We start from the raw sequence: 23,763 nt of genomic DNA on the forward strand, positions 1-23,763 counted from the left end.
CCCTGTTACCCCACATATATTCGCCGCTGTTCGCAGCCAGCGACCGGAAGCCGAAGCGGGAGGCCCCTATGGCGACATTGCAGAATTTCGATGCCGAAATTGCCAAGACCAGGCAGGTCGTGCAGGACATGCGCTCCAAGATCGAGCAGTCGGGCACGGTGCTTGATACGCTGGCCACCGCCGACAAGAAGATCGGCGACGCCAATTTCGACATCGAGAATGCCCGCATCGAGGACGTGCTGAAGCAGCAGAAGGTGATGGAAGGCAACATTGCCGACCTGATCATCGGGCTGGAAGACGCCACCAACGTCTTCGGCACCGAATTCGAGAGCATGAAGAACTACACCGGCTGGGAAAGCTTCGTCGGCGTCTTCTCGGCGCAACGCAAGCAGCGCATGCGCACCGACCGCGTCCGCAACATGTCGCTGGCCGGCAATCTGCAGGAGCTTCTGGTCAAGTCCGACACCATCGTCGGCATCCTGAAAGCGCAGAAAGAGGTCCTCGACCAGCGCTACAAGACCTCGGAAAACAGCCTGTCGCAGGTGATCGAGCGCCGCAAGGTCACCATGACCAACCTCGAGGCGGTGCAGAAGCGCATCGAGGAGGTCAATCCGCTGCTGCTCGACATCGAAAACAAGATCGCCGCTTCTACCAGTCAGAAGGAGCGCACGCAGCTTGAGGGCGAGCGCTCGAAACTGGCGACCGAATACAATGAAAAGCAGGCCAAGGAGCAGGAGCTTCTGGCCGAAAGCCAGACGCTGGAACGCTACACCTCGATGTTCCAGACCTTCGTCGATTCGCTCAACAATCAGATCGCAGCGCAGTCGACGCTGATCAACAAGCTGACAATCGATACCGAGCAGCGCATCGTGCTCTACAAGGCACTGGAAGATTCCTTGAAGACCGCCGCCCAGCAGGATGTCGCCCACAAGATCAACACGCTGGGCAGCCAGGTTGACAACACCGCCGAAGAGACCATGGCCGGCATTGGCGCCGCCTCGCAAAAGCACATCGGCGATCTCCTCGAAATGCACGAGAAGAACATGGTCGCCAGCTCCGACATCCAGCGCCGCAAGAAGCTCGCCGACGACGCCTTCGCCCGCCGTTTCGACGACGTGATGAAGAAGCACAATTCGGCCAACTACGTGCAGTCGTAAGGAGCGGCTGCACGCGGGCACACCGGCATGACTCCCGAAAACGAAGCGGCGGCGCGCTATTTTTCCGCCATCACGGCGGCACTCAGCGGCCTCGAAGTGTTCATGCGCGACGACCGCTCGCCGCTTTACCGGCACGGCATCGTCGCCAAGATTGTCGCCGAATACATTGCCCGGCTGGACAAATCGTTTTCCTGCTGGCGCAACCGGCTCGGCTTCATGGACACGTTCCGCATTTCGCGCGCCGACAGCGGCTATCCCGTCTTCCAGAACCTGCTCGAACTGGAAAACGACCGCCGCCAGGCCGAGGCGCGGCTGGCCAACATTCCGCTGGCCGGCGAATTGCGCGAGGAAATGGCCGACTTCATCCTGCGCCACAAGGAATTCCCCGAAGCGCTGCAGAAGTCGATGGCCGAGCGGCTCTATCTCGAGGACGTCAAGAGCGAACAGACTTTTGGCCCGTTCTCGCTGGCGCAGACGGCCAAGGTCTCGGTCAATCCAAAGACCGGGCGCCCCTATTACCTCGTGCACTGGGCGAGCTTCGACGGCAGCGCCAACCTGCCGCTGGTCTACATGGTGACGGTGGAGGATTCCTCCGAAAGCATGATCCGGCAGCTCGTTGACAGCAGCGGCAAGCTCAATGAACGGGTCGACATCCCGCTGCCGGTGGACGGCCTGCTCAACCCCGAACTCGCCCATCGCTTCGACGATTTCACCGAGAAGAATTCCGCCTACACGCTTTCGCCCGCAACGATTGCGGTCAATCTCGACAAGGATTTCGAGCCGCTGCACCCTAAGCAGCTGCGCCGCGTCGTGCTCGGCCCCTTTTATTCCGCAGGCATTACGGACAACAATTCGACCGTGACCGAGGTGCTGGCCAAGGTGCGCAAACCGGAAAATGCCTGGCTGCTCACCTGGACCATCCAGGAGGTCTACTCCAAGGGCGAGAAACCCGGCCGCAAGGGCCTGTTTTCGAGCGAGAAGACCACGCAGGAATTCTTTATCAACACCGACGATCTCGAAGCCGCGCGCCAGGGTGTGTCGAGCTACGAGAACCACGCCCTGATCCCGCACGAAGCCTATCAAGCACTCTACGCCGCCGGCGAAGCTCAAAAGATCTTTTCCGGCTACAAGGTTCACATCCTGTCAAATGGGCAGGTGATTTCAGATGTCTGACCGTCACATCGCGGAGCATCCTTCATGGACACCGGCCTGACCACCATTCCGGAAGCGGCTATCGAAAAGCACCGCGCAACCGCGCAAAGCTTCATCACTCGCGTCGTCGTGCTGGAGGATCCTTCACGCGAATCCGGCACCGCGCTTGCCGGCACCAACCGCCGCTTCGTCTCCACCGTCTCGGTCGGCTCGGTGCGCCGCACACGCGAGGTCGAGCTTACCAAGACCGTCGCCGCGATCCATCCCGACGACCAGTTGATGAGCATCCCGCAGCACACGCTTTTGTTTCGCGCCCGCCGCGGCCTGGCGATTGCGCTCGCCATTTCCGATGTCTTCGCCGAAGGCTCCGACCTTGAAAGCCTGCAGGCCAAGAACACCCGCGCACCGCTCGAAGGCGATGAAGCCGCGACCTTCAAGAAGCTTCTGTCAGCCTCTGCTTACGTTTCGGCCTTCAGCCTTGCCTCCTATCTGTTCCAGCTGATCGACAGCGATGGCGAGGCGCCCAACGATATCCCCGAACCCGACTTCCTGTTCGACACGCCGCAGGACGCGGTGAAGTCGATCGTGGCTGGGTTGGACAGGGCGATCACCGGGTCGAAGGACGATGGCGACCTGACGACCCGGGCGCGTGCTTTCGCCCGTGTTGCCATTGATGGGCTGCTGGCCCGCAAGGGCCGCTTCGACGGCATCGGCCCGTTCGAGAACGCCCATATCCGCATCGACGCCGACGATTTCACCCTCGACGGCTTCGACGTCGCGCCCGGCAAGCGCTCCAAGCCGCTGGTGATGACCTTCAAGAAGCCCGAAGAGGTCGTCGGCAACCACATCGCCAAATACCAGTCGGTCAAGCTCGCCAAGATGCTGATGGCCTATGATTTCGAGCGCGAGCTGAACCCGTTCGTCGAGCTCGGCGGCTTCCTCTTCACCTTCATCGGCGATGGCGCGCCGGGCACCGGCAAGACGACGCTGATCCAGATGATCGCCGGCCTCGTAAACGGCTATTGCCAGGTTGCCGGCTATCCCTTCGCCTATGAGAATTTCGGCGTCGACCAGATCTCGTCCTACCAGGGCAAATCCGGCCAGAACTGCCGCCAGTTCATCAACAATGTCTTGAACCCACGCGTCATCGGCTTCGGCACCGTCGACGACATCGACCAGGTGGCGGCCCGCCGCTCCGACGACCGCGCCTCGGCCGGCCAACAGGAAATCACCGGCGTCTTGATGGACGCCTTTGCCGGCGCCGGCACGGTGGTGCGCGGCAATTGCTCGTTCGGCATGTTTTCCAACTATCCCGAAAATGTCGACGATGCGCTGCGCCAGCGCGCCGGCGCCCGCTGGCTGGTCGACGGCCCACAGAGCCGCGACGACTATATCGACATCTTCGTCCTGCTTGCCGGCAAGAACCACAAGATCCCACTCGGCGACCACAAGCTCTACGCCGCGCAGGAGATCCAGCGCGCGGTGACCGAAGCCTATGAGGAGCACGAGAAGCCTCAGGAAGACGGGCTGATGAAGGTCTATGAGCGCTACATGAAGGAGAATGGCGCGCCGAAATCGATGGCCGACATCGGCACTTATCTGCACCTGATCAAGGATGCCGAGCCGCGCTTCACCGGCCGAGCCATCAAGAACGTCACCGACGCCATCAAAATGCGCGCCATGGACATCGAGCTGCCCGACGACTGGTTCGAGAAGCCGGAAGCCTTCATGCACAAGGGTTACAACGAAAAGAAAGCCATGATCGAGGAACTGCGTGGGCCGTTCTCGATGGACATGGTCATGCAGGAGATCAACCGCTACGCCGACTCGGAGTTCCGCTATTCCGACAAATCCGACGACGCCGCGGTGGAGAAGCTGCTGCGCGACGCACGCCTGCGCGAACGGGCGGGGCGCGAGATGGAGGAGATGAAGAAGAAGGGGCTCTGGAATGCGTGAGCTTCCTTCGCTGCCCGCGGGTGCTGAAAGGCTTGGCGCTAACGCTGACGCCCCCCTCTCCCCGTCCTTCACGGGGAGAGGGTAAGGGTGAGGGGCGGCGCATGCGTGGACCAGAGATCGCTACGACCATACTGGCAGCTATCGAACAGCGCCTCGATCGGCACATCCGGACCAATGATCTTCGATTTATTGACGCCAAAGGCCATGGGGAGACATGTCCTTGAATGCTAGCGCTGCCCCTCACCCTTACCCTCTCCCCGTGAAGAACGGGGAGAGGGAGGCGTCAGCGTTGGCGCTTCGCCACAACAGGCAACGCCACTCGGAACGTTCTGCATGAGCCACGCCAAAAAGCCCGACCTTCTCCGCGACAATGAGCTGATCTACGGTCGCTTGCTCACCGTCGACGAGTCGCACCTCATCCAGCGCTACAACAAGGCGCTTGTTGCCTTTGGCCTCAAGCCCACCAAGCTGAAGAGCTTCCAGATCGACCGCACCGGCTTCTCGCCCGAAGTGGCCGAGGAATGCGGCGATTACGATTATCTCGACCCCAATGAGGTCAACCGCCGCTTCATCATCCTGACGCCGTCGCAGATCGATCTGCCGGTGGTGCACACCGCCTTTTCCAACACCTCGCAGCTGATGTTCGAGTTCATGTCCAAGAACCAGCGCGCCATCGATGCGCTGACCATCAAGGATGTCATCTACGGGGAGATCGAGGATTCCGTTCCCCTGGTCAACGACATCGAGGATCTGCTGTCGATCAGCCAGGTCGAGTTCAGGGTGCTTTCGGCCGAGGACGTGCTGGGCAAGGCCGCCGAACTCGGCAAGCTGGTCGACCGGCTGAAGCAGGAGCCCGATGCCTGGCGCGACAACACCATGCTGAGCCGTATGGTGGAACTGGCGAAGGTGTGCGGCGATATCCGTGAGAATGCGCTGGTGCCCGACCAGGTGATCTTCCGCCACAACGCCTACTGGACCAGCCATTTCGGCGGCGTCTACGTCTTCGTCGATCCTGATATGACTACCGTCATCGGCGACCCGGCCGCCCCCGGCTTTCGCCGTTCGCGGCCTTGGCAGGTCAGCTATCTCTCGATCAACGATGCCGACAAGGTGTTCAAGTTCCTGGCCAGCACCGGCCGCATCGAATTGCCGCGCGCGTCATGGGTCGAAAGCTCGGGCTATCTCGAGCATCGCGCCGAGATGGTGGTGCGCTCTCTCATCCGCGACACAGAGCCGAACCGCAATTTGACCGAGGTCGACAAGGTCTGGCTGCAGACCTGGATCCATGGCCATGCCGATCTGATCACCAAGGACGGCAATTTCCCCTTTCTCAACGCCGCCAAGCGTGAGATCGCCCAGCTCGGCCATCTCAAGATCGAGGATGTGTTTCCGCAACAGCGCTTCCTGGTCGTGCGTGGCAAGCCCGACCATCCCGACGCCTGGCTGACCAACCAGCTGATCTCGGATTTCGTGCAGCAGGACTTTGTCTCGCGTTACGTCTTCAACAAGCCGGGCTTCTACAAGGACTATGACGGCTACAGCGACGCCTGGCGGTCGCATGTTGTGGACGTTCTGAAAACCACATATTTGAAAGACAAAGTGGCGTTTCGCACGCGCCTTTACGGCCTGACTGACTGAGGGGTGAACGAGAGCCATGCTTGATCCGATCGTGAATTTCTTCACCCGCATCTTCCAATGGATAGGCCGCGGCATCGGCCTCGTCATTGGCGCGATCCTGTGGCCGTTCCTCTGGGCTGGGCGCTGGTATACGCAGCGCGGCTGGATCCTGAAGGCTGTGGTCGGCCTCGCGCTTCTGGTATTGATCGGCCTCTACGCCAATTTCTTCTACGCCACCCAGTGGTGGAACAAGTTCGATCCCAACTACGTCGACAAATACACCTTCGAGAACCGCAACATTTCCGCCGGCGAACAGGTCGCCGCCGGCGCCGGCACCGACACCGCCAAGACCTGCGGCAATTCGGGCATCGCCCAGGTGGCGGCCGACCTGACGGACTTCAACGTCAACCAGAATGCCTGGATCTCGTCGATGATCCTCTACAAACTCGGCCTGTTCGGCATCGACTGGGACAACACGCCGTTCATGGACAACAAGGCCTCGTTCCAGCGCGGCATCAACCAGGCGGTGCGGCGTACCGCCACCGAGCTTGCCGACAATCTCGGCCGTGTTCGCACCACATCGCAGATCGACGGCGACCTGCAGGATGCGCGCGGCAATCTGCAGTTCGACGAGGAGACCTGGTATTTCGGCCTCAACCCGTTCGGCCCCAAGACGCCGACGCCGAGCTATTATCGCGATGCCGTCACCAAGCTACGCTCCTTCAACGCCCGCCTCGGCAGCTGCCAGGCGACGTTCGATGCCCGCGCCGACAATCTGAAGCAGTATATCGACCGCATCTCCTCCGACATCGGTTCCACCTCCGCGATCCTCAAGGAGCGCGCCGAAAACCATAACAATGGCTGGTTCGACTTCCGCGCCGACGACCGCTTCTGGTTCGCCTATGGCCAGCTCTATGCCTATTACGGCCTGATGAAGGGCGCCCAGGCCGACTTCGAGGACGTCATCAAGGAAAAGCATCTCGGCAATCTGTGGGACACGATGGATGCGCAATTCGTCTCGGCCCTGCGCATCCAGCCCTTCATCATCGCCAATGGCCGCGAGGATGGCTGGATCATGCCGACGCACCTGACGACGATGGGTTTCTACGTGCTTCGCGTGCGCTCCAACATGGTCGAGATCAGCAACGTCCTGACTCAGTAGCGTCCACAGCTTTCCCGGCGAGCGATGGCGAATTTGCGCCGTCGCCTCTGTCGCATTCCGTGCATTGGGCGGCTGTTTTGAGACGGCGGAACGTCGCGTCCTCTGGCTTCTATACGGCGCGGCAACGGAGCCAGGAAGAACCGGCGACAGGTCGGCCGGCCGCGGAGACACTTTCTTCATAGGAAACATAGTTGCATGCAAGTTGACGCCGCGGGAGCGACAGGGTTAGAACATGCCCGCGCCCTGGTTCAACATGCCTGCGAGTGAGATCAAACCCGTCCCCTCCACCGTCCAATCCGAAGGAAAGCCGTCATGGCCGAAGTGAAGTCCGACATCGAGATCGCGCGCGGCGCCAAGAAAAAGCAGATCCAGGAGATCGGCGCCAAGATCGGCATCCCGACCGAGCACCTTTTGCCCTACGGCCACGACAAGGCGAAGATTTCGGCCGAATTCATCAAATCGGTGAAGGGCAACAAGGACGGCAAGCTGATCCTCGTCACCGCCATCAACCCGACGCCGGCCGGCGAAGGCAAGACGACCACCACCGTCGGCCTCGGTGATGGCCTCAACCGCATCGGCAAGAAGGCGATCGTCTGCATCCGCGAGGCTTCGCTCGGCCCGAATTTCGGCGTCAAGGGCGGTGCCGCCGGCGGCGGCTACGCGCAGGTCGTGCCGATGGAGGACATGAACCTCCACTTCACCGGCGACTTCCACGCCATCACCACGGCGCACAATCTTCTGTCGGCGCTGATCGACAACCACATCTACTGGGGCAATGAGCTCGGCATCGACACCCGCCGCGTCGCCTGGCGCCGCGTCATGGACATGAACGACCGGGCGCTGCGCGAAATCATCTGCTCGCTCGGCGGCGTCGCCAACGGTTATCCGCGCGAGGCCGGCTTCGACATCACCGTCGCCTCTGAGGTGATGGCTATCCTGTGCCTGTCCACCGACCTCAAGGATCTGGAAAAGCGCCTCGGCGACATCATCGTCGCCTACCGCCGCGACAAGACGCCGGTCTATGCCCGCGACCTCAAGGCCGACGGCGCCATGGCGGTGCTGCTGAAGGACGCCATGCAGCCAAACCTGGTGCAGACGCTGGAGAACAACCCTGCCTTCGTGCATGGCGGCCCGTTCGCCAACATCGCGCATGGCTGCAACTCGGTGGTCGCCACCACCACGGCGCTGAAGCTCGCCGACTACGTCGTCACCGAAGCCGGCTTCGGCGCCGACCTCGGAGCCGAAAAATTCTTCGACATCAAGTGCCGCAAGGCGGGTTTGAAGCCGGCGGCTGCCGTCATCGTCGCCACCGTGCGCGCCATGAAGATGAATGGCGGCGTCAAGAAGGAAGATCTCGGCAAGGAAAACATCGAGGCAGTCAAGAAGGGCTGCCTCAATCTGGGCCGCCACATCGAGAATGTGAAACAGTTCGGCGTGCCTGCGATCGTGGCGATCAATCATTTCACCACCGATACCGAGGTGGAAATCCAGGCGATGAAGGATTTCGTCGCCTCGCTCGGCGCCGAGGCGATCCTGTGCAAGCATTGGGCCAATGGCTCTGCCGGCATTGAGGAGTTGGCGCGCAAGGTCGTCGAGATCGCCGAATCCGGCGCCTCGCAGTTCGCGCCGCTCTATCCCGACGCAATGCCGCTGTTCGAGAAGATCAACACCATCGTCCAGCGCATCTATCGCGGCGACGAGGCGATCGCCGACAAGTCGGTGCGCGACCAGCTGCATGCCTGGGAGCAGGCCGGCTACGGGCACCTGCCGGTCTGCATGGCCAAGACCCAATATTCCTTCTCGACCGACCCGAACCTGCGCGGCGCGCCGACCGGGCACACCGTGCCGGTGCGCGAGGTCAGGCTTTCGGCCGGCGCCGGCTTCGTCGTCGTCATCTGCGGCGAGGTCATGACCATGCCCGGCCTGCCCAAGGCGCCGTCCTCGGAAAAAATCTTCCTCAACGAGGCCGGCCAGATCGAAGGCCTGTTCTGAGATTTGTCTCGACAACCAAGGGCGCCGCAGCCATGCGGCGCCCTTTTGCTTGCCGGGCTTCTCACGCCACTGTCGAGGACCCGAACTTCTTGATCCCGGCGACCGACATGCTGACGAACTGGTCGAGAATGGTGAAGAAGATATCCAGACTGAACCCAAACAGGAAGGAGAAGGTGAAGAGGCTGAAGCCTATTCCCGAAGCCTCCTCTCCAAGCTTGGTGCCCGGTGCTACAAACCAGGCAAGCACCATGCCGGCCAGCGCCCCCAGTGCGATCCTGTGGATCAGCCGCGACAGCGGTGGATTGGGCAGCAGCGGATTGAGGATCATCCGCATGTGAAACATGATGGCTCCGAGCGCGCCGTAGAAGGCCGGGAGTATCCACAAGGCATATGGGCTGAGAACCTCGTCCAGCGTCTTTATCTGCGCGGTCAGCGTGTAGATCGAGTTCGGCGCGATCGTGATCACTCCGTCGCACTGCAGGCTGCGCGTTGCCTCGTCGAAATCGGCATTCACGTCCGTCACTTTTTCCGAAGACGTACCTTCAAGATTGTTCGGGTTTTTCTTTTCGGTGTTTATCTGCGCGCAATAGGCATCCGGCTGATTGGGGAGCTCCTTGAGCTTGTCTGGAGGCGTGGATTTACTCACCCCCAGCGGCTGGTCACAGAACTGGTCTATGGCACCTTGCTGGGAATACTGAGCCTGGCCCGCCGCTACGCCATCTGCCGTGGAGGTTGAATAAAATTTGCAGTACATCCATTGCATTCCCCAGATCGGGAATTGCGCGTCCTCAGTCATGAACCCTTGCGCTCTTCTCACCAGGGAGGAAAAGCGCTGGTCGAGAGCGTGAAGGCTATCTTCCGAATTGTAATAGGCGTCCTTCAGAAGCGTCAGATCCGTGGTCGAAGCCTGCTCGGACGATGCCGAGCTCAGTTGTTTCTTCGTCGCCCAAACCTGGCGTATCGCCTGTCCGAACCGTGCGCTGAAATCATTGTTGTCGATTTCTATGAGTTCGGAGTTTATCGCGACTCCCTTGTTGTAAATGTACGTCAATCTTCCGGTTACAACCATGAAAAGCACGGAAAGAGCCACGAGAAAGTACGTCGCCAGCGCGGTCTTGCGCGACATGTCACCGGGCGACCAGCCCGATCGCAGTGCCGCCAGGGTGGCAAATGGCACGGTGCCGGAACAATCGTTGAAAACCGTCTGAAGATTGACGACCTCAGGCTGGCTGGCCGTCGCATCGTCGAGCTTTTCGGCATTGCCGATGGCCGCAAACAGGGAACTGTCCTTGAACACACCGTAGCGGCCGTAGTTGGCGACCAGCTTGGCGTCCGCGATGAGTCCAGAAACGAGAGGGTCGGCCGGTGTCGTCGTCATCGTGAAATCCCCCCGCCTGACGACTACCCTAGATACCCCGGCACATAGCCGTATTGCGACGGGCACCCGCACGGATATCCGGGCGGGCCGGGCGGCTGCGCCCAGCACCAGAAGGATTGAGTGAAGCAGATCGTCCCCGGCGCGTGCGAAGGGACCTGGGCGAAAGCGGGCCATGGCAAGAGTGCCGCGGCACCAGCCAAGGCGAGAACGACTGTAGTTCGTGCAATTCGCGCTTTCACTTGTTTCTCCCGGGGAAGTCTACCCCGTCCCACCCCTTGATCCAGATATACCGTTCCTCGGAGAGAGGCCTTCGTCTGTGAAAGACTTCACTCTGTTCTCCAGTTCCCCATCCTGAGATAGAGCCCGATCTGAGTTTCTTGCGTTTAGCCGGCTCATCATCCGGGCCCAGCCGAAAAGACTTCCAAACGAGGCCACGCCCCGGTGTTCGTGATCAGGAACGCCAAGGGGCGCCGCAGACTGCGGCGCCCCTGTTCCTTCGCGGCAATTTGCCTATGCAGCGTAGCGCGCCAGCGCGCGCTGGTTGGACGCATAGGGCGTGTCGCGTTCGGGCAAAGCACCGGTCTTCAGGCAATCGATCCATTCGGCGGTCTTGAGCACGGCCGCAAAGCGCGACTGCAGGATGATGGACACCACGCGGTGGATCTCCTCGGCCGAGGCGTAGCCGGCGCTGTTGGCGTAAGGCAGCGAACCGGTGGCGTCGGACAGGAACTCGACCGCAAAGCCGACATGCGCGGCGTGGATGATGCTCGACAGGTCGCAATTATGCGTCATGTAGCCGATCACCGTTATCGTATCGATGGTATTGGCGCGCAGCCACGCCTCGAGGTCGGTGCCGGCAAAGGCGCTAGGCAGTGACTTCTCGACATAGTGGTCGCGGCTTCGCCGGGCGATCTCGGGATGCAGTTCGCCGCCATGGCTGCCCTTGGCGAAGACTGGCGAGGTCTCGGGCGCCATCTGCTTGACGACCACCACCTTCACGCCGGCCGCAGCGGCGGCATCCATAGCGCGCGCGACATTGACGACGCTGTCGCGGAACGGCGGACACTGGATGGCGAGGTTGCCGCCATCATAATCATTCTGGACATCGATAACGATGAGTGCGCGGCGTGGCGTGATATTGGCGGACATGGTGTTCTCCTTCGAGCTCGAATGGGACAGGAAATAGGCGAATCGCCCGACTGCCAAAAGTGGCCCGATTGACATCAGTCGAAAGAATTGGGACAATCCGCTTTTCGCTTGCTGGAAACACGCATGGCCGACCCGATCATTGCCGTTCTCGCCTTTGACGGCATCAGCCCGTTCCACCTCTCCGTGCCGTGCGTGGTGTTCGGCACCGACCGCACCATGCTTGGCCTGCCGCGTTTCGACTTTCGCGTCTGCGCGCTCGACGATGGAGCGATCCACACCGATGCCGGGCTGACCATCGCGGTGCCGTATGGCCTTTCCGCATTCGACGATGCCGACATCGTCATCGTTCCGAGCTGGAAGGATCTCGAGGCCCCACTTCCGCCGCCGCTCCTGGCAGCGCTCACCCACGCGCACCGGCGCGGTGCGCTGATCGTCGGCCTCTGTCTCGGCACCTTCGCCATTGCCGCCGCCGGGCTGCTTGCGGGCCGGCGTGCGACGACACATTGGGCCTCCACCGACCGGTTGCAGGCATTGTACCCGGACATCGAAGTCGACGCCGACGTGCTCTATGTCGACGACGGCGACATCGTCACCTCGGCCGGCGTCGCCGCCGGGCTCGACTGCTGCCTGCACATTGTGCGCGCGCGCTATGGCGCAGAGGTAGCGCTGCGGCTGGCAAGGCACATTGTACTGTCGCCGCACCGGCAGGGTGGGCAGGCGCAGTTCATCGAGCGCCCGCTGGCGAAAACCCCGGCCACCGACCGCTTCACCCTGGCGCTGGACACGGTGCGGGCAACGCTCGGACAAACGCACAACCTCGACCGCGTCGCGGAGGCCGCGGGCCTGACTCGGCGCACTTTCACCCGCCGTTTCCAGAAATCGATCGGCACCAGCTTTGGCGAATGGTTGGCCGGCCAACGCACCGAACTGGCGCAACGGCTGCTGGAGGCGACGGAAAAATCGATGGACATGGTGGCCTTCGAAGCCGGCTTCGGCAGCGCCACCTCGCTGCGCCAGCATTTCGCCGCACGGCTCAAGACGTCACCGGCCCAATACCGGCGTGAATTCTCGCGGCGAGCCGGTCCGGACGAGCGCATGGCACGTACGGCTTCATACTGACCGCCCACGACGAGTTCAGCCCCGCTTGACCGCCCGCGCCGGATTGCCGACCACTGTGGTGTTGTCAGGCACGTCGCGCGTCACCACCGCGCCGGCGCCGACTATGGCGCCATCGCCGATGCTGATGCCGCCGAGGATGATGGCGCTGCCGCCGATCCAGGCGTCATTGCCAATGGTGACCGGCCGGGCAATCTCCAGTCCCGCCTGACGGCCCGCGGCCTCCTTGTGGTGCTCGGCGCAGTAGATCTGCACATTGGGGCCGAGAAGCGTCCGCCTGCCGATACGCACCGGCGCGGTGTCGAGGATGGTGCAGCCGGCATTGAGGAAGGCGCCGTCGCCGAGATGGATGTTGAAACCGTAGGCGCAGTGGAACGGCGCCTCAATGCGGCCGCCCTCGCCCGTGCTGCCGAGCAGCACCGACAGCGCCGGACCGATATTGCCGCGTTGCTGGGGCGGTAGCGTATTATGCTCGAACACCGCATCGCGCGCGATCACCCGCAGCGCCTCTAGTTCGTCGTCGATGCAGGTGTACCATTCGCCTGCAATCATCCTTGTGCGTTCGCTTCCGGCCATCACAGCGACTCCGTCCGTTCGTCATGTTCGACTGGTTACCAAAGTACAATGCTCACTGATGGAAGAAGCACCATCGCCTACTCTCGTCAAACGCAGGACCTATGCTAGCTTGCCCTCGTAGGCCAGTCCCGGGCCTGCTTTCGAGGGGATCGACATGCTCTATTTGCTTGCACTTCTGATCGGCGTGATTGCCGGTCTTCGCGCCATGACCGCGCCGGGCGCGATCGCCTGGGGCGCCTATCTCGGCTGGCTGCCGGTGGCCGGCACCTGGGCAAGTTTCATGGGCCATTGGGCCGCCGTCGGTATCTTCACCATCCTCGCCATCGTCGAACTGGTCACCGACCAGCTGCCCTCGACGCCGAGCCGCAAGGTGCCGCAGCAATTCGGCGCCCGCATCCTGCTTGGCGCCTTCAGCGGCGCGGTGATCGGCGCCACCGCCGGTTCCACCATTGGCGGCCTGATTGCCGGCGCCATCGGCGCCGTCATCGGCACCTATGGCGGCGCCGAAGCGCGCGGCCGGTTGGCCGCCGCCTTCGGCAAGGATTTGCCTGCCGCCCTCATCGAGGACGCGGTGGCGATCATCGGCGGCCTGCTGATCGTGGCGGCGGTGGTATGACTGCCCAAGCCTCAGACGCCAAGACATACGACGCCATCATCATCGGCGCCGGACAGGCCGGCCCTCCTCTCGCCGGCCGGCTGACGTCAGCCGGCATGAGCGTGGCGCTGATCGAGCGCAAGCTGGTCGGCGGCACCTGCGTCAACACCGGCTGCATGCCGACGAAGACCATGGTCGCCAGCGCCTATGCCGCGCATCTGGCGCGGCGTGCCGCGGACTATGGCGTGACGTTCTCACGCCCTGTCGGCGTGGACTACAAGAGGATCAAGGCGCGCAAGGACAAGGTCACCAATGACTCCCGCACCAATCTGGAGACCTGGATCGCCGGCATGAAGGGCTGCACGCTCTATCGCGGCCATGCCCGCTTCGAATCCGCCAACACGGTGCGCGTCGGCGACGAGCTTCTGACTGCCGAAAAGATCTTCCTCAACACCGGCGGCCGCGCCTCGGTGCCCGACCTGCCCGGCGTCAACGACGTCGACTACCTCACCAACTCCTCAATGATGGACCTCGAAATTCTGCCGCGCCACCTCGTCATCGTCGGCGGCAGCTACATCTCTCTTGAATTCGCGCAGATGTTTCGCCGCTTCGGCTCTGAAGTCACCGTCATCGAGAAGAGTTCGCGCCTGACCGGCCGCGAGGACGAGGACGTGTCGGCGGCCATCCTATCGATCCTCGAAAACGAAGCCATAGAAGTCCATGTCGGCGCCGACGACATCCGCTTTGCCAGACAGGGCAAGGACATCGCCGTGACCTTCTCATCCGGCAAGCCGCCGGCGGTCGGCTCGCATGTGCTTCTGGCACTCGGCCGCACCCCCAACACCGACGACCTCGGCCTCGACAAGGCCGGCATCACGGTCGATCTGCGCGGCTTCGTCACCGTCGACGACCAGTTGCGCACCAGCGTGCCCGGCATCTGGGCGATGGGCGACTGCAACGGCAAGGGCGCCTTCACCCACACCTCCTACAACGACTATGAGATCGTCGCCGCCAATCTGCTCGACGACGATCCGCGCAAGGTCAGCGACCGCATCGAGGCCTATGCGCTCTACATCGATCCGCCGCTCGGCCGCTGCGGCATGACCGAGGCGGCGGTGAAGAAATCCGGGCGCAAGGCGCTGGTCGGCCAGCGACCAATGACCCGCGTCGGCCGCGCCATCGAAAAGGGCGAGACGCAAGGTTTCATGAAGATCCTGGTCGATGCCGACACCAGGGAAATCCTCGGCTGCTCCGTGCTCGGCCCCGGCGGCGACGAGGCAGTGCACTGCGTGCTCGACCTGATGTACGCCAAGGCGTCGGTCGATACGCTGGCGCGCGCCGTGCATATCCACCCCAACGTCTCGGAGCTGTTGCCAACCATCGCCCAGGAGCTGAAGCCGCTCGCCTGACATAGCCCCGCGTCAAGCTCAGCGCTTTCTGCATTGGTGCGTTGCAGCAATGTGCATTGCGCGCGGCAAGGCTTCTCGTTCAGTCTGAATTGAACCGATTCAGTCTGGATTTTCCATGCCTTTGCCGATCCTTGCGCTTGCCATTGCGTCCTTCTGCATTGGCACCACCGAATTCGTCATCATGGGCCTGTTGCCGGAGGTTGCGGCCGATCTCGGCGTGTCGATCCCCTCGGCCGGCCTGCTGGTCACCGGCTATGCGCTGGGCGTCGTCTTCGGCGCACCCATCGTCGCCATGGCCACCGCGCATCTGCCGCGCAAGCCAGTGTTGGTCGCGCTGACGGCGATGTTCGTCGTCGGCAATCTGCTCTGCGCCATTGCGCCCAATTACTGGCTCCTGATGGCCGCGCGCGTCTTCACCGCGTTCGGTCATGGCGCCTTTTTCGGCATCGGTTCCGTCGTTGCCGCCAGCCTGGTGCCGCGCAACAAGCGCGCCAGCGCCATGGCGATGATGTTCGCGGGATTGACGCTCTCCAACATTCTCGGCGTTCCTGCCGGCACCGCGCTTGGCGAAGCCTTCGGCTGGCGCTCCACCTTCTTTGCCGTCGTCGGCATCGGCCTGATCTCTGTTGCCGCCATCGCCTGGCTGGTGCCATCCAATGTCGTCGAACCGAGCGGCGGCGGCCTGCGCAGCGAACTGCGCGTGCTGGGCAAGCTGCAGGTCTGGCTCGCCATGCTGATCGCCTCGCTGGCCTCGGCCAGCCTGTTTGCCGTCTTCACCTACATCAAGCCCTACCTTACCGATGTCTCCGGCCTGTCGACCTCCGCGGTCACCTGGGTCCTGCTGCTGTTCGGCGCCGGCATGACCATAGGCAACATCATCGGCGGCCGGCTGGCCGACTGGAAATTGATGCCGACGGTCATCGGCACGCTGCTTTTGATGGCAGTTCTGTTTGTCGGCTTCATGCAGTACGGCGCGATCGCCAGCGTCGCCATCGGCATCGTCTTCTTGTGGGGACTGCTGATCTTCGTCGTCGTGCCGCCGCTGCAGATCCGCGTCGTCGAAGCGGCTTCGGAAGGGCCGAACCTCGCCGCCACGCTCAACCAGGGCGCATTCAATGTCGGCAATGCCAGCGGCGCCTGGATCGGCGGCGTGGCTCTGTCGGCCGGCGTTTCCTATGCTCATTTGCCGCTGGTCGGCGCGGTGCTGGCCCTGCTGGCGGTCAGCGTAGCCGTTGTCTCGCAGGCGCTCGAAGGATCGGCGCCGATAACGCCGGTTCCGGCCGCCGCCGAATAATTCCATTGCGCCCATGGCGGCGCGAACTGGACCAATCGACAGCCCTTCGGCAAAAGTGCATGTGTTCTGCCTCTTATCCTGGAGGCATCCCATGCAGAAATCGATCGAACGCATCGCCGGCGATACCGAAGGCGTTTCCTACGAATTCCCGGTGTTCCGCTTCGCCGGCGCCGACAAGGCAGCACCTTCGGCCTATCTGCAGGCAGCACTCCACGCCGGTGAATTGCCTGGTGTCGTCGCCATCGACGCGCTGATGCCGGCGCTGAACAAGGCCGAAGCGGAAGGCCGCATCAAGGGCAGCATCACGGTCGTGCCCTGGGCCAATCCGATCGGCCGCGCGCAATATCATTTCGGCGAGCACCAGGGCCGCTTTCATCTCGGCACCCGCAACAATTTCAACCGCGGCTTTCCGTTGCTCGCAGCACCGGACGCCAAGCTTTTGCCCGACACCACGCTTGGCACCCCCGACCAGCGATTGAAGACCCGTCTGGTGCAGCTGTCGCTCGGCCACGACATCGTGCTCGACCTGCATTGCGACGACGAGGGCCTTGCCTATCTCTACGTCCACGCCAGCCTGTGGCCGGCGATGGCCGATTGCGCCGCCGCCATGGGTATCGACGCCGTGGTGTTGTGGAGCGAGGACACCGACGGCACCTTCGAGGGCGCCACGATCATGCCCTACCAGAACGTCCCCGCCAACGTGGCGAAGCTCGACCGCCGCGTTGCCACCACGGTAGAATACCGTGGCATGCTGGATGTCGACGGCGCGCTGGCAAGTTCCGATGCCGAAGGCCTTTACCGGCTGCTGGCGGCGCGCGGCGTCATCGCCGATACGGCCCTTCCCGCACCCGGCGCGTTCAAGGGCCTCGTCGCGCCGCTGGAGAACATCGACATGATGCCGGCGCCCCGGGCCGGCGCCATCCTCTACGACGTCAAGCCCGGCGACCGCGTCGCCAAGGGCGCGCGCCTCGCCACCATCGTCCACACACCGGGCGAGGCCGGCGGCCGCACCGAAGTGCTGGCGCCGCAGGACGGCGTCATCCTGACCCGCCGCTCGCGCCGCATCATCCGCGCCGGCGAGGATCTCTTGAAGCTGGTCGGCGACAAGAAGAGCGCCGACGCGAGGTCAGGCACGCTGGAGGACTGAGCTAACCCGAAATCGCCAGCCGCGCCTTGGCCTCCAGCCATTCGGCCATCTGCCGGTACGGCACCGGGCCGTGGCTCACACGGGCGACACCAAGCTCGGCCAGGCGCTGGCGCGGCGGCACATGCGCCAGCGCGATGATGTTGACCGGCAGCACGGTGGCCTTGCACAGCGCCTCGATCAGACCCTCGTCGCCGAGCCCCGGCGCAAAGAAGCCGCTCGCTCCTGCCTTTTCATAAGCGTGCGCCCGCTCGATGGCCTGGTCGAGCAGCACGCTGTCATGCACATCCGGCTTGGCCTTGAGGAAAATGTCGGTACGGGCGTTGATAAAGGCGGGAATGCCGGAAGCCTTCACCGCCGCCGCTGCCGCCTCGATGCGCTTCACCTGTATGGCGATGTCGTGCAGACCGGCGCCGCCGACGATCTGGTCCTCGAAATTGAAACCGATGGCGCCGGCCTGCAGGGCACGTGTCACCGTCTGGGCGACAGTCACCGGCTCGACGCCGTAGCCGCCTTCGAGGTCCATGGTCACCGGCAGGTCGACTGCCGCCACGATGCGCTTGATGTTGTCCAGCGCCAGCTCCAGCGGAATTTTCTCGCCATCCGCATAACCAAAAGCAGCCGCGACCGGCCAGCTTCCGGTGGCGATCGCCTTGGCGCCCGCCTTCTCGACGATCTTGGCCGAGCCCGGATCCCAGGCATTGTAGAGAACGATCGGGTTGCCCCTGACGTGGAGCGCATGGAACCTGCGTGCGCGCTCGATCTGCTCGGTCATTGCTGTCTTCCCGTCTTTCCGATGTTGGACGAACAGTCTAGGCAGGACCCCAAGCCTTGGCGATGTGCCATGGGCTGCGGAAGCGGCGGCCACAAACAGGCCTTTCAAACCTGTTGCGCATCCGGCTTTTCGCCGCTATGGATTTCGCCCATGAACATGCGCTCGATCAAGACCATTTGGTGGTGGGCTCGCTGACAGCGGCCTGTTCGAACGCGTGCGCGTGAAAATAGAGGGTGGCCGCAACGGAATGTCCGGGCGGCCATTTGTTTTTTCAAAGCCAGTCCCGGGTCCGTTGCCCAACAAGCCATATGGAGACGGCAATGACGATCAAGGCTCTGGAAAACGGCGCGGAAAGCTTCGTGACCGCAGGTGGTGTCACCATCACCCGCGAACGCCACGACAAGCCTTACGCCGGTGCGATCGACGCTTATGTCGATGGCTTGAACTCGCGCCGTGGTGCGGTGTTTTCCTCGAATTACGAATATCCGGGCCGCTACACACGCTGGGATACGGCCATCATCGATCCGCCGCTGGTGATTTCCGCGCGTGGCCGCGCCATGCGCATCGAGGCGCTGAACGGCCGTGGCGAAGTGCTGCTGCCGGTGATCGGCAAGACGCTGGCCGGCATTACCGAGGTGACGATTGCTGAAACCTCGAAAAAGCTGATCCGCCTCGATGTCGCCAAGCCCGGCCGCGTCTTCACCGAGGAAGAGCGCAGCCGCGTCCCCTCTGTGTTTACTGTGCTGCGCGCCATCACCGCTTTGTTCAAGACCGATGAAGACGCCAATCTCGGCCTTTACGGCGCCTTCGGTTACGACCTCGCCTTCCAGTTCGATCCAGTCGACTACAAGCTCGAGCGCAAACAGAGCCAGCGCGATCTCGTGCTGTTCCTGCCTGACGAGATCCTGGTCGTCGACCATTATTCGACCAAGGCCTGGACCGACCGCTACGACTATTCCGGCGACGGTTTTTCAACCGAGGGGCTGCCGCGGGACGAAATTACCGAACCGTTCAAGACCGCCGACCGCATCCCGCCGCGCGGCGACCATGAGCCGGGCGAATATGCCAATCTGGTGCGCAAGGCGATGGACAGTTTCAAGCGCGGCGACCTGTTCGAGGTCGTGCCCGGGCAGATGTTCTACGAACGCTGCGAGACGCAGCCTTCCGAAATCTCGCGCAAGCTGAAGTCGATCAACCCGTCGCCCTATTCCTTCTTCATCAATCTCGGCGAAAACGAGTATCTGATCGGCGCCTCGCCCGAAATGTTCGTGCGCGTCAACGGCCGCCGCGTAGAGACCTGCCCGATCTCCGGCACCATCAAGCGCGGCGACGACGCCATTTCCGACAGCGAGCAGATCCTGAAGCTGCTCAATTCCAAGAAGGATGAATCCGAGCTGACCATGTGCTCGGACGTCGACCGCAACGACAAGTCCAGGGTCTGCGATCCGGGCTCGGTGCGCGTCATCGGCCGCCGCCAGATCGAGATGTATTCACGCCTGATCCACACCGTCGATCACATCGAAGGGCGCCTGCGCGAAGGCATGGATGCCTTCGACGCCTTCCTGTCGCATGCCTGGGCGGTCACCGTCACCGGTGCGCCGAAACTGTGGGCGATGCGCTTCATCGAGCAGAACGAAAAGAGCCCGCGTGCCTGGTATGGCGGCGCCATCGGCATGGTCAATTTCAACGGCGACATGAACACCGGCCTGACGCTCCGCACCATCCGCATCAAGGACGGCATTGCCGAGGTGCGAGCCGGCGCCACATTGCTCTTCGACAGCATCCCCGAGGAAGAAGAAGCCGAAACCGAACTGAAGGCATCCGCCATGCTCTCCGCCATTCGCGACGCCAAATTGGGCAATGCCGCAGGCGCCGAACGCACCACCGCGCGCGTCGGCGACGGCGTCAACATCCTGCTCGTCGACCACGAAGACTCCTTTGTCCACACACTGGCCAACTATTTCCGCCAGACCGGTGCCAATGTCTCGACCGTGCGTTCGCCGGTGCCGGAAGAAGTCTTCGAACGGCTGAAGCCCGATCTCGTCGTGCTGTCGCCCGGACCGGGCACGCCGAAGGATTTCGACTGCGCCGCGACCATCAAGAACGCCCGCGCCCGCGACCTGCCGATCTTCGGTGTCTGCCTTGGCCTGCAGGCGCTGGCCGAGGCCTATGGCGGCGAACTCAGGCAGTTGCACGTGCCGATGCACGGCAAGCCGTCGCGCATCCGCGTCTCCAAGCCCGGAATCATCTTCTCCGGCCTGCCCAAGGAAGTGACCGTCGGCCGCTACCACTCGATCTTTGCCGATCCGGTGCGGCTGCCCGACGATTTCATCGTCACCGCCGAGACCGAGGATGGCATCATCATGGCCTTCGAACACCGCAAGGAGCCGATCGCCGCCGTCCAGTTCCATCCGGAATCGATCATGACGCTCGGCCACAATGCCGGCATGCGCATCATCGAAAACATCGTTGCGCATCTGCCGCGCAAGGCCAAGGAAAAGGCCGCTTAGAAACGATGGCGGCGACGGACAACATGGCGGCGATCGCAGCGAAGGCAGCGGCCAGGCAAAGGATCGCCAGCCTTGCCTTCTGGTCGATTGTCATCGCCTGCGTGGTGCTCGCGCTCAAGCTTGCCGCATGGTACGTCACCGGCTCCGTTGCGCTCTATTCGGATGCGCTGGAGTCGATCGTCAACGTCATAGCCTCGGCCGCCGCCTATTGGGCGGTCCTGGTCAGCTACAAGCCGGCCGACCAGGACCATCCGTTCGGCCACCACAAGGCCGAGTATTTTTCGGCGGTGCTGGAAGGCGTGCTGATCGTGCTCGCCGCGCTTTTGATCCTCAACGAGGTCTGGCGCTCCTGGCAGACGCCGACCCCGCTCGAACAACCCTGGGAGGGCCTGGCGATCAACGGCGTCGCCACCGTCATCAACGCCTTCTGGGCCTGGACGCTGATCCGCGCCGGGCGCAGCGCAAAATCACCGGCGCTGGTCGCCGACGGCCGGCACATCATGACCGACGTCGTGACCTCGGTCGGCGTCTTCGGCGGCCTCGTCGGCGCTATCCTGACCGGTTGGCAGATCCTTGATCCGGCGCTTGCCGTCATCGTCGCGCTCAACATCCTGTGGCAGGGCTGGCACGTCATCGGCTCGTCGATGAACGGGCTGATGGACCGCGCAGTGGACACGACCGAACACATGCACATTCGCGACATCATCTCGGCCAATTGCAAGGGCGCGCTGGAGGTTCATGACCTCAAGACCCGCATCGCCGGCCGCGCCACCTTCATCGAGTTCCACCTGGTCGTCGACGCCGACATGACGGTCGGCGCCAGCCACGTCATTTGCGACCGCATCGAGGACGCGCTGAAGGCCGAAATCCCCTCGGTGCGCGTCACCATCCATGTCGAGCCGGACGACGAGGCGAAGCTGCCGAAAGGCACGACGGCGGTGCCGTTCGCGTGAGGCGAGTTACCACGTTTCGATAGTGAGATCTTTGATCCGCTCGAATTCCCGGATATTGCGGGTTATCAGCGTGAGGTCCCGAGCACGTGCCTGCCCGCCAATCAGCGCATCGTAGGGACCAATCGGGGTTCCCAGTGCCGCAAGCCCAGCACGAATCTCGCCGGCATGTCTCGCGTCGTCTCGGTCGAATTCAAGTACCGGGAACTGCAAAGCTTCGATGCGCGCCAGATTTTGGACCTTTCGCTGGCTCTTTTCAGCGCCGTAGTACAGCTCATGCAAAACGACCGCCGAGAGAGCAAAGTCTTGTGGTGCATGCCGTTTAAGCAAAGCCAGCAGACCCTCGTCGCCCGAGATGATCGCTATGACGGCATTGGTGTCGAGCAGGTAGGTCACTTAAAGAGGTCATCCAAAGCAGGTCGATCCTGACCATCCTGACGCTCCAGCGCTCCCTGGACGAAATCGTCGTCAACCGGTGCGATGACCTGGTCGAGCCATGCCCAATCCTGCGCAAGCGGCTCCAAGATGACAGTTCGCCCATGACGACGGATCGAAACCTCGTCTGCCTCGAACCGAAACTCCTTAGGCAAGCGCACAGCTTGTGACCGGCCTGACCAGAACACCTTTGCCTTGTCCATGTGCTATCCTCAAATGAGATATAGCAAAGATATATACCATGGTAGCGTCATAGACAAGATCGAACTCAACGAGTGCAGGCCGACTGCGGCATAGCCTCCAACCGGTAGACCTTGTCATCGGACTTGGTCTTGCCATCCGCCGAGCACAAATCGACGATCGCCAGGCTGCTGTTGGGATTGGCGAGCATCATGGTGCCGTTGGCGCCGCGCTTGAGGAAGATTTCCTTTTGCGCGATATCGCAGGAAAAGTTGCTCATCTTCGAACTGGCCGCGCAGCGCCATTGATCCGCTTCACCCTGGCAGGAATAGGTCTGCGTGACCTTCGTCCCGTTCTTCCTGGTGGTCACCGAAACGGCGACATCGGAGCCGTCGGGCCAGTTGGCGACATCGCCTGAGGCAAAGGAGGCGAGTTCGACCGGCCCGCGGAAGACCCGGATCGACTGCGTCACCTGGTCGGGATGCGAGGAGAGATGCGCGGCATCGTAGTCTCGCCCGAAACAGAAAGGCTGGTCCGGCTTCAGTCGCTCGCGCAAGGGAGCCCCAAGCGCCGGATCGATCGGGTCGATCTTGGCGAATTCAGCCTGGCAGGTTGCGGCCGGCATCGGGTCGAGGCGGAAATTATTGTCCTCCGAGCCCAGAGCCTGCCGGTCATATTCGGCTTCGCCCAGTTCGTCTTCCGATCCGGCGTCGAGATAGAGATCGGACGAGACGTCGGTGAGGATCAGGCGGCCTTTGTCATCGAGCTTCAGCGACGCCATGGTGCGGTCGCAGTCCATGCCGCAGCGGATCGGACCTGACTTGCCGTCCTCGGACTCGTGATTGCACCAGCCGCCGGCCCATTGCGGCGCCTTGGCGCCGCGCACCACGGTGGTGAGAAAACCGTTGTAGGAGGTGTCGGCGTTTGCCATCGGCTCCTCGTTCGGATGGCTCACCGGATCATGGCCATAGAGGAAGAAGATCCGCGCCACCTTCTGCTTTGGATGCGCCTTGAGGTGCGCCGCATCATAGACGCGGCCGAAACACGCATCGACGCCATTCGGGCTGAGTTCGGGTAATTTAAGCGCATCGCCGGCAAGGGCCGAACTTGCAAGCGCGCCGAGCAGCACGCAGCCAAATCCAGCGCTGGCAACAACCTTCCACTTCCTGAACGCCATGTGACCCCTCCTCGCATCGACAGGACGTAACGTCAATTT

21 protein-coding genes are annotated in these 23,763 nt (G+C 62.5%); 13 read left to right on the forward strand and 8 right to left on the reverse strand.

Translation table 11 applies throughout. From position 1 onward, the window contains the following. Positions 1–68: 68 nt before the first annotated feature. Genes NKJ64_RS03320 through NKJ64_RS03330 form a run of 3 tightly spaced genes read left to right on the forward strand, consistent with a single transcriptional unit; the run spans position 69 to position 4,265 of the window. Positions 69–1,157, forward strand: a complete 1,089-nt coding sequence (locus NKJ64_RS03320; RefSeq protein ID WP_023669990.1) for a hypothetical protein — start codon at positions 69–71, stop codon at positions 1,155–1,157. A gap of 27 nt (positions 1,158–1,184) precedes the next feature. After that, positions 1,185–2,330, forward strand: coding sequence for a hypothetical protein (locus tag NKJ64_RS03325; RefSeq protein WP_023669989.1), 1,146 nt, complete (start codon positions 1,185–1,187; stop codon positions 2,328–2,330). A gap of 24 nt (positions 2,331–2,354) precedes the next feature. Next, positions 2,355–4,265: an AAA family ATPase gene (locus NKJ64_RS03330; RefSeq protein WP_023828135.1), complete on the forward strand. Its 1,911-nt coding sequence runs from the start codon at positions 2,355–2,357 to the stop codon at positions 4,263–4,265. Positions 4,266–4,333: 68 nt separating this feature from the next. On the opposite strand, the gene NKJ64_RS03335 is transcribed toward NKJ64_RS03330, so the two are convergent. Continuing rightward, positions 4,334–4,471, reverse strand: a complete 138-nt coding sequence (locus NKJ64_RS03335; RefSeq protein WP_023749803.1) for a hypothetical protein — start codon at positions 4,469–4,471, stop codon at positions 4,334–4,336. A gap of 127 nt (positions 4,472–4,598) precedes the next feature. Here NKJ64_RS03335 and NKJ64_RS03340 point away from each other — a divergent pair, with 127 nt between their 5' ends. The 3 genes from NKJ64_RS03340 to NKJ64_RS03350 all read left to right on the forward strand — a co-directional run bounded on the left by NKJ64_RS03340 (position 4,599) and on the right by NKJ64_RS03350 (position 9,036). Beyond that, entirely contained in the window at positions 4,599–5,903 is a 1,305-nt protein-coding gene (locus NKJ64_RS03340) for a DUF6638 family protein (protein WP_023754946.1), read from the forward strand. A 16-nt stretch (positions 5,904–5,919) separates the two neighbouring features. Continuing rightward, positions 5,920–7,044 (forward strand): DUF2333 family protein, encoded by a 1,125-nt coding sequence (locus NKJ64_RS03345; RefSeq protein ID WP_023686165.1) that lies wholly within the window; start codon positions 5,920–5,922, stop codon positions 7,042–7,044. 312 nt (positions 7,045–7,356) lie between these two features. Beyond that, a complete protein-coding gene (locus NKJ64_RS03350) occupies positions 7,357–9,036 on the forward strand; it encodes a formate--tetrahydrofolate ligase (RefSeq protein ID WP_023683662.1) in 1,680 nt (559 codons plus the stop codon). Positions 9,037–9,097: 61 nt separating this feature from the next. On the opposite strand, the gene NKJ64_RS03355 is transcribed toward NKJ64_RS03350, so the two are convergent. Beyond that, a complete protein-coding gene (locus NKJ64_RS03355) occupies positions 9,098–10,414 on the reverse strand; it encodes a hypothetical protein (RefSeq protein WP_023691612.1) in 1,317 nt (438 codons plus the stop codon). A gap of 510 nt (positions 10,415–10,924) precedes the next feature. After that, positions 10,925–11,563, reverse strand: coding sequence for an isochorismatase family protein (locus tag NKJ64_RS03360; RefSeq protein ID WP_352461964.1), 639 nt, complete (start codon positions 11,561–11,563; stop codon positions 10,925–10,927). Between the two features lie 123 nt (positions 11,564–11,686). Here NKJ64_RS03360 and NKJ64_RS03365 point away from each other — a divergent pair, with 123 nt between their 5' ends. After that, a complete protein-coding gene (locus NKJ64_RS03365; RefSeq protein WP_023699691.1) occupies positions 11,687–12,682 on the forward strand; it encodes a GlxA family transcriptional regulator in 996 nt (331 codons plus the stop codon). Between the two features lie 15 nt (positions 12,683–12,697). Here NKJ64_RS03365 and NKJ64_RS03370 read toward each other — a convergent pair whose 3' ends face one another. Next, complete coding sequence (locus NKJ64_RS03370; protein WP_352461966.1) at positions 12,698–13,255, reverse strand: sugar O-acetyltransferase; 558 nt, start codon at positions 13,253–13,255, stop codon at positions 12,698–12,700. A gap of 154 nt (positions 13,256–13,409) precedes the next feature. On the opposite strand from NKJ64_RS03370, the gene NKJ64_RS03375 reads away from it, so the two are divergent. From NKJ64_RS03375 to NKJ64_RS03390, 4 genes are all read left to right on the forward strand, one after another. Further along, positions 13,410–13,871 carry a membrane protein gene (locus NKJ64_RS03375; protein ID WP_023669981.1) on the forward strand — a complete coding sequence of 154 codons (462 nt, stop codon included), beginning with the start codon at positions 13,410–13,412 and terminating at the stop codon, positions 13,869–13,871. Further along, positions 13,868–15,259 (forward strand): FAD-containing oxidoreductase, encoded by a 1,392-nt coding sequence (locus tag NKJ64_RS03380; protein ID WP_352461967.1) that lies wholly within the window; start codon positions 13,868–13,870, stop codon positions 15,257–15,259. The genes NKJ64_RS03375 and NKJ64_RS03380 overlap by 4 nt, the downstream gene beginning before the upstream one ends. Before the next feature lie 115 nt (positions 15,260–15,374). Then, positions 15,375–16,553 (forward strand): MFS transporter, encoded by a 1,179-nt coding sequence (locus NKJ64_RS03385; RefSeq protein WP_023695829.1) that lies wholly within the window; start codon positions 15,375–15,377, stop codon positions 16,551–16,553. 91 nt (positions 16,554–16,644) lie between these two features. Continuing rightward, positions 16,645–17,700 carry a succinylglutamate desuccinylase/aspartoacylase family protein gene (locus NKJ64_RS03390; protein WP_023695830.1) on the forward strand — a complete coding sequence of 352 codons (1,056 nt, stop codon included), beginning with the start codon at positions 16,645–16,647 and terminating at the stop codon, positions 17,698–17,700. Between the two features lies 1 nt (position 17,701). Here NKJ64_RS03390 and NKJ64_RS03395 read toward each other — a convergent pair whose 3' ends face one another. Next, entirely contained in the window at positions 17,702–18,472 is a 771-nt protein-coding gene (locus tag NKJ64_RS03395; RefSeq protein ID WP_023695831.1) for an isocitrate lyase/PEP mutase family protein, read from the reverse strand. Between the two features lie 320 nt (positions 18,473–18,792). Between NKJ64_RS03395 and NKJ64_RS03400 the strand changes: the two genes are divergently transcribed. Both NKJ64_RS03400 and NKJ64_RS03405 read left to right on the forward strand, forming a co-directional pair. Continuing rightward, positions 18,793–20,982, forward strand: a complete 2,190-nt coding sequence (locus tag NKJ64_RS03400) for an anthranilate synthase (RefSeq protein ID WP_023695832.1) — start codon at positions 18,793–18,795, stop codon at positions 20,980–20,982. A 23-nt stretch (positions 20,983–21,005) separates the two neighbouring features. Further along, positions 21,006–21,935: a cation diffusion facilitator family transporter gene (locus NKJ64_RS03405; RefSeq protein WP_196813681.1), complete on the forward strand. Its 930-nt coding sequence runs from the start codon at positions 21,006–21,008 to the stop codon at positions 21,933–21,935. Positions 21,936–21,941: 6 nt separating this feature from the next. On the opposite strand, the gene NKJ64_RS03410 is transcribed toward NKJ64_RS03405, so the two are convergent. The 3 genes from NKJ64_RS03410 to NKJ64_RS03420 form a co-directional block, all read right to left on the reverse strand. Then, positions 21,942–22,328, reverse strand: a complete 387-nt coding sequence (locus NKJ64_RS03410; protein ID WP_023741041.1) for a type II toxin-antitoxin system VapC family toxin — start codon at positions 22,326–22,328, stop codon at positions 21,942–21,944. Beyond that, positions 22,325–22,570, reverse strand: a complete 246-nt coding sequence (locus tag NKJ64_RS03415) for an antitoxin (RefSeq protein ID WP_023669974.1) — start codon at positions 22,568–22,570, stop codon at positions 22,325–22,327. Before NKJ64_RS03415 ends, NKJ64_RS03410 begins: the two co-directional genes overlap by 4 nt. A 65-nt stretch (positions 22,571–22,635) precedes the next feature. Beyond that, a complete protein-coding gene (locus tag NKJ64_RS03420; RefSeq protein ID WP_352461969.1) occupies positions 22,636–23,724 on the reverse strand; it encodes a hypothetical protein in 1,089 nt (362 codons plus the stop codon). Positions 23,725–23,763 lie beyond the last annotated feature (39 nt).

Source organism: Mesorhizobium sp. M0062 (genome assembly GCF_040323125.1).
Lineage (GTDB): Bacteria > Pseudomonadota > Alphaproteobacteria > Rhizobiales > Rhizobiaceae > Mesorhizobium.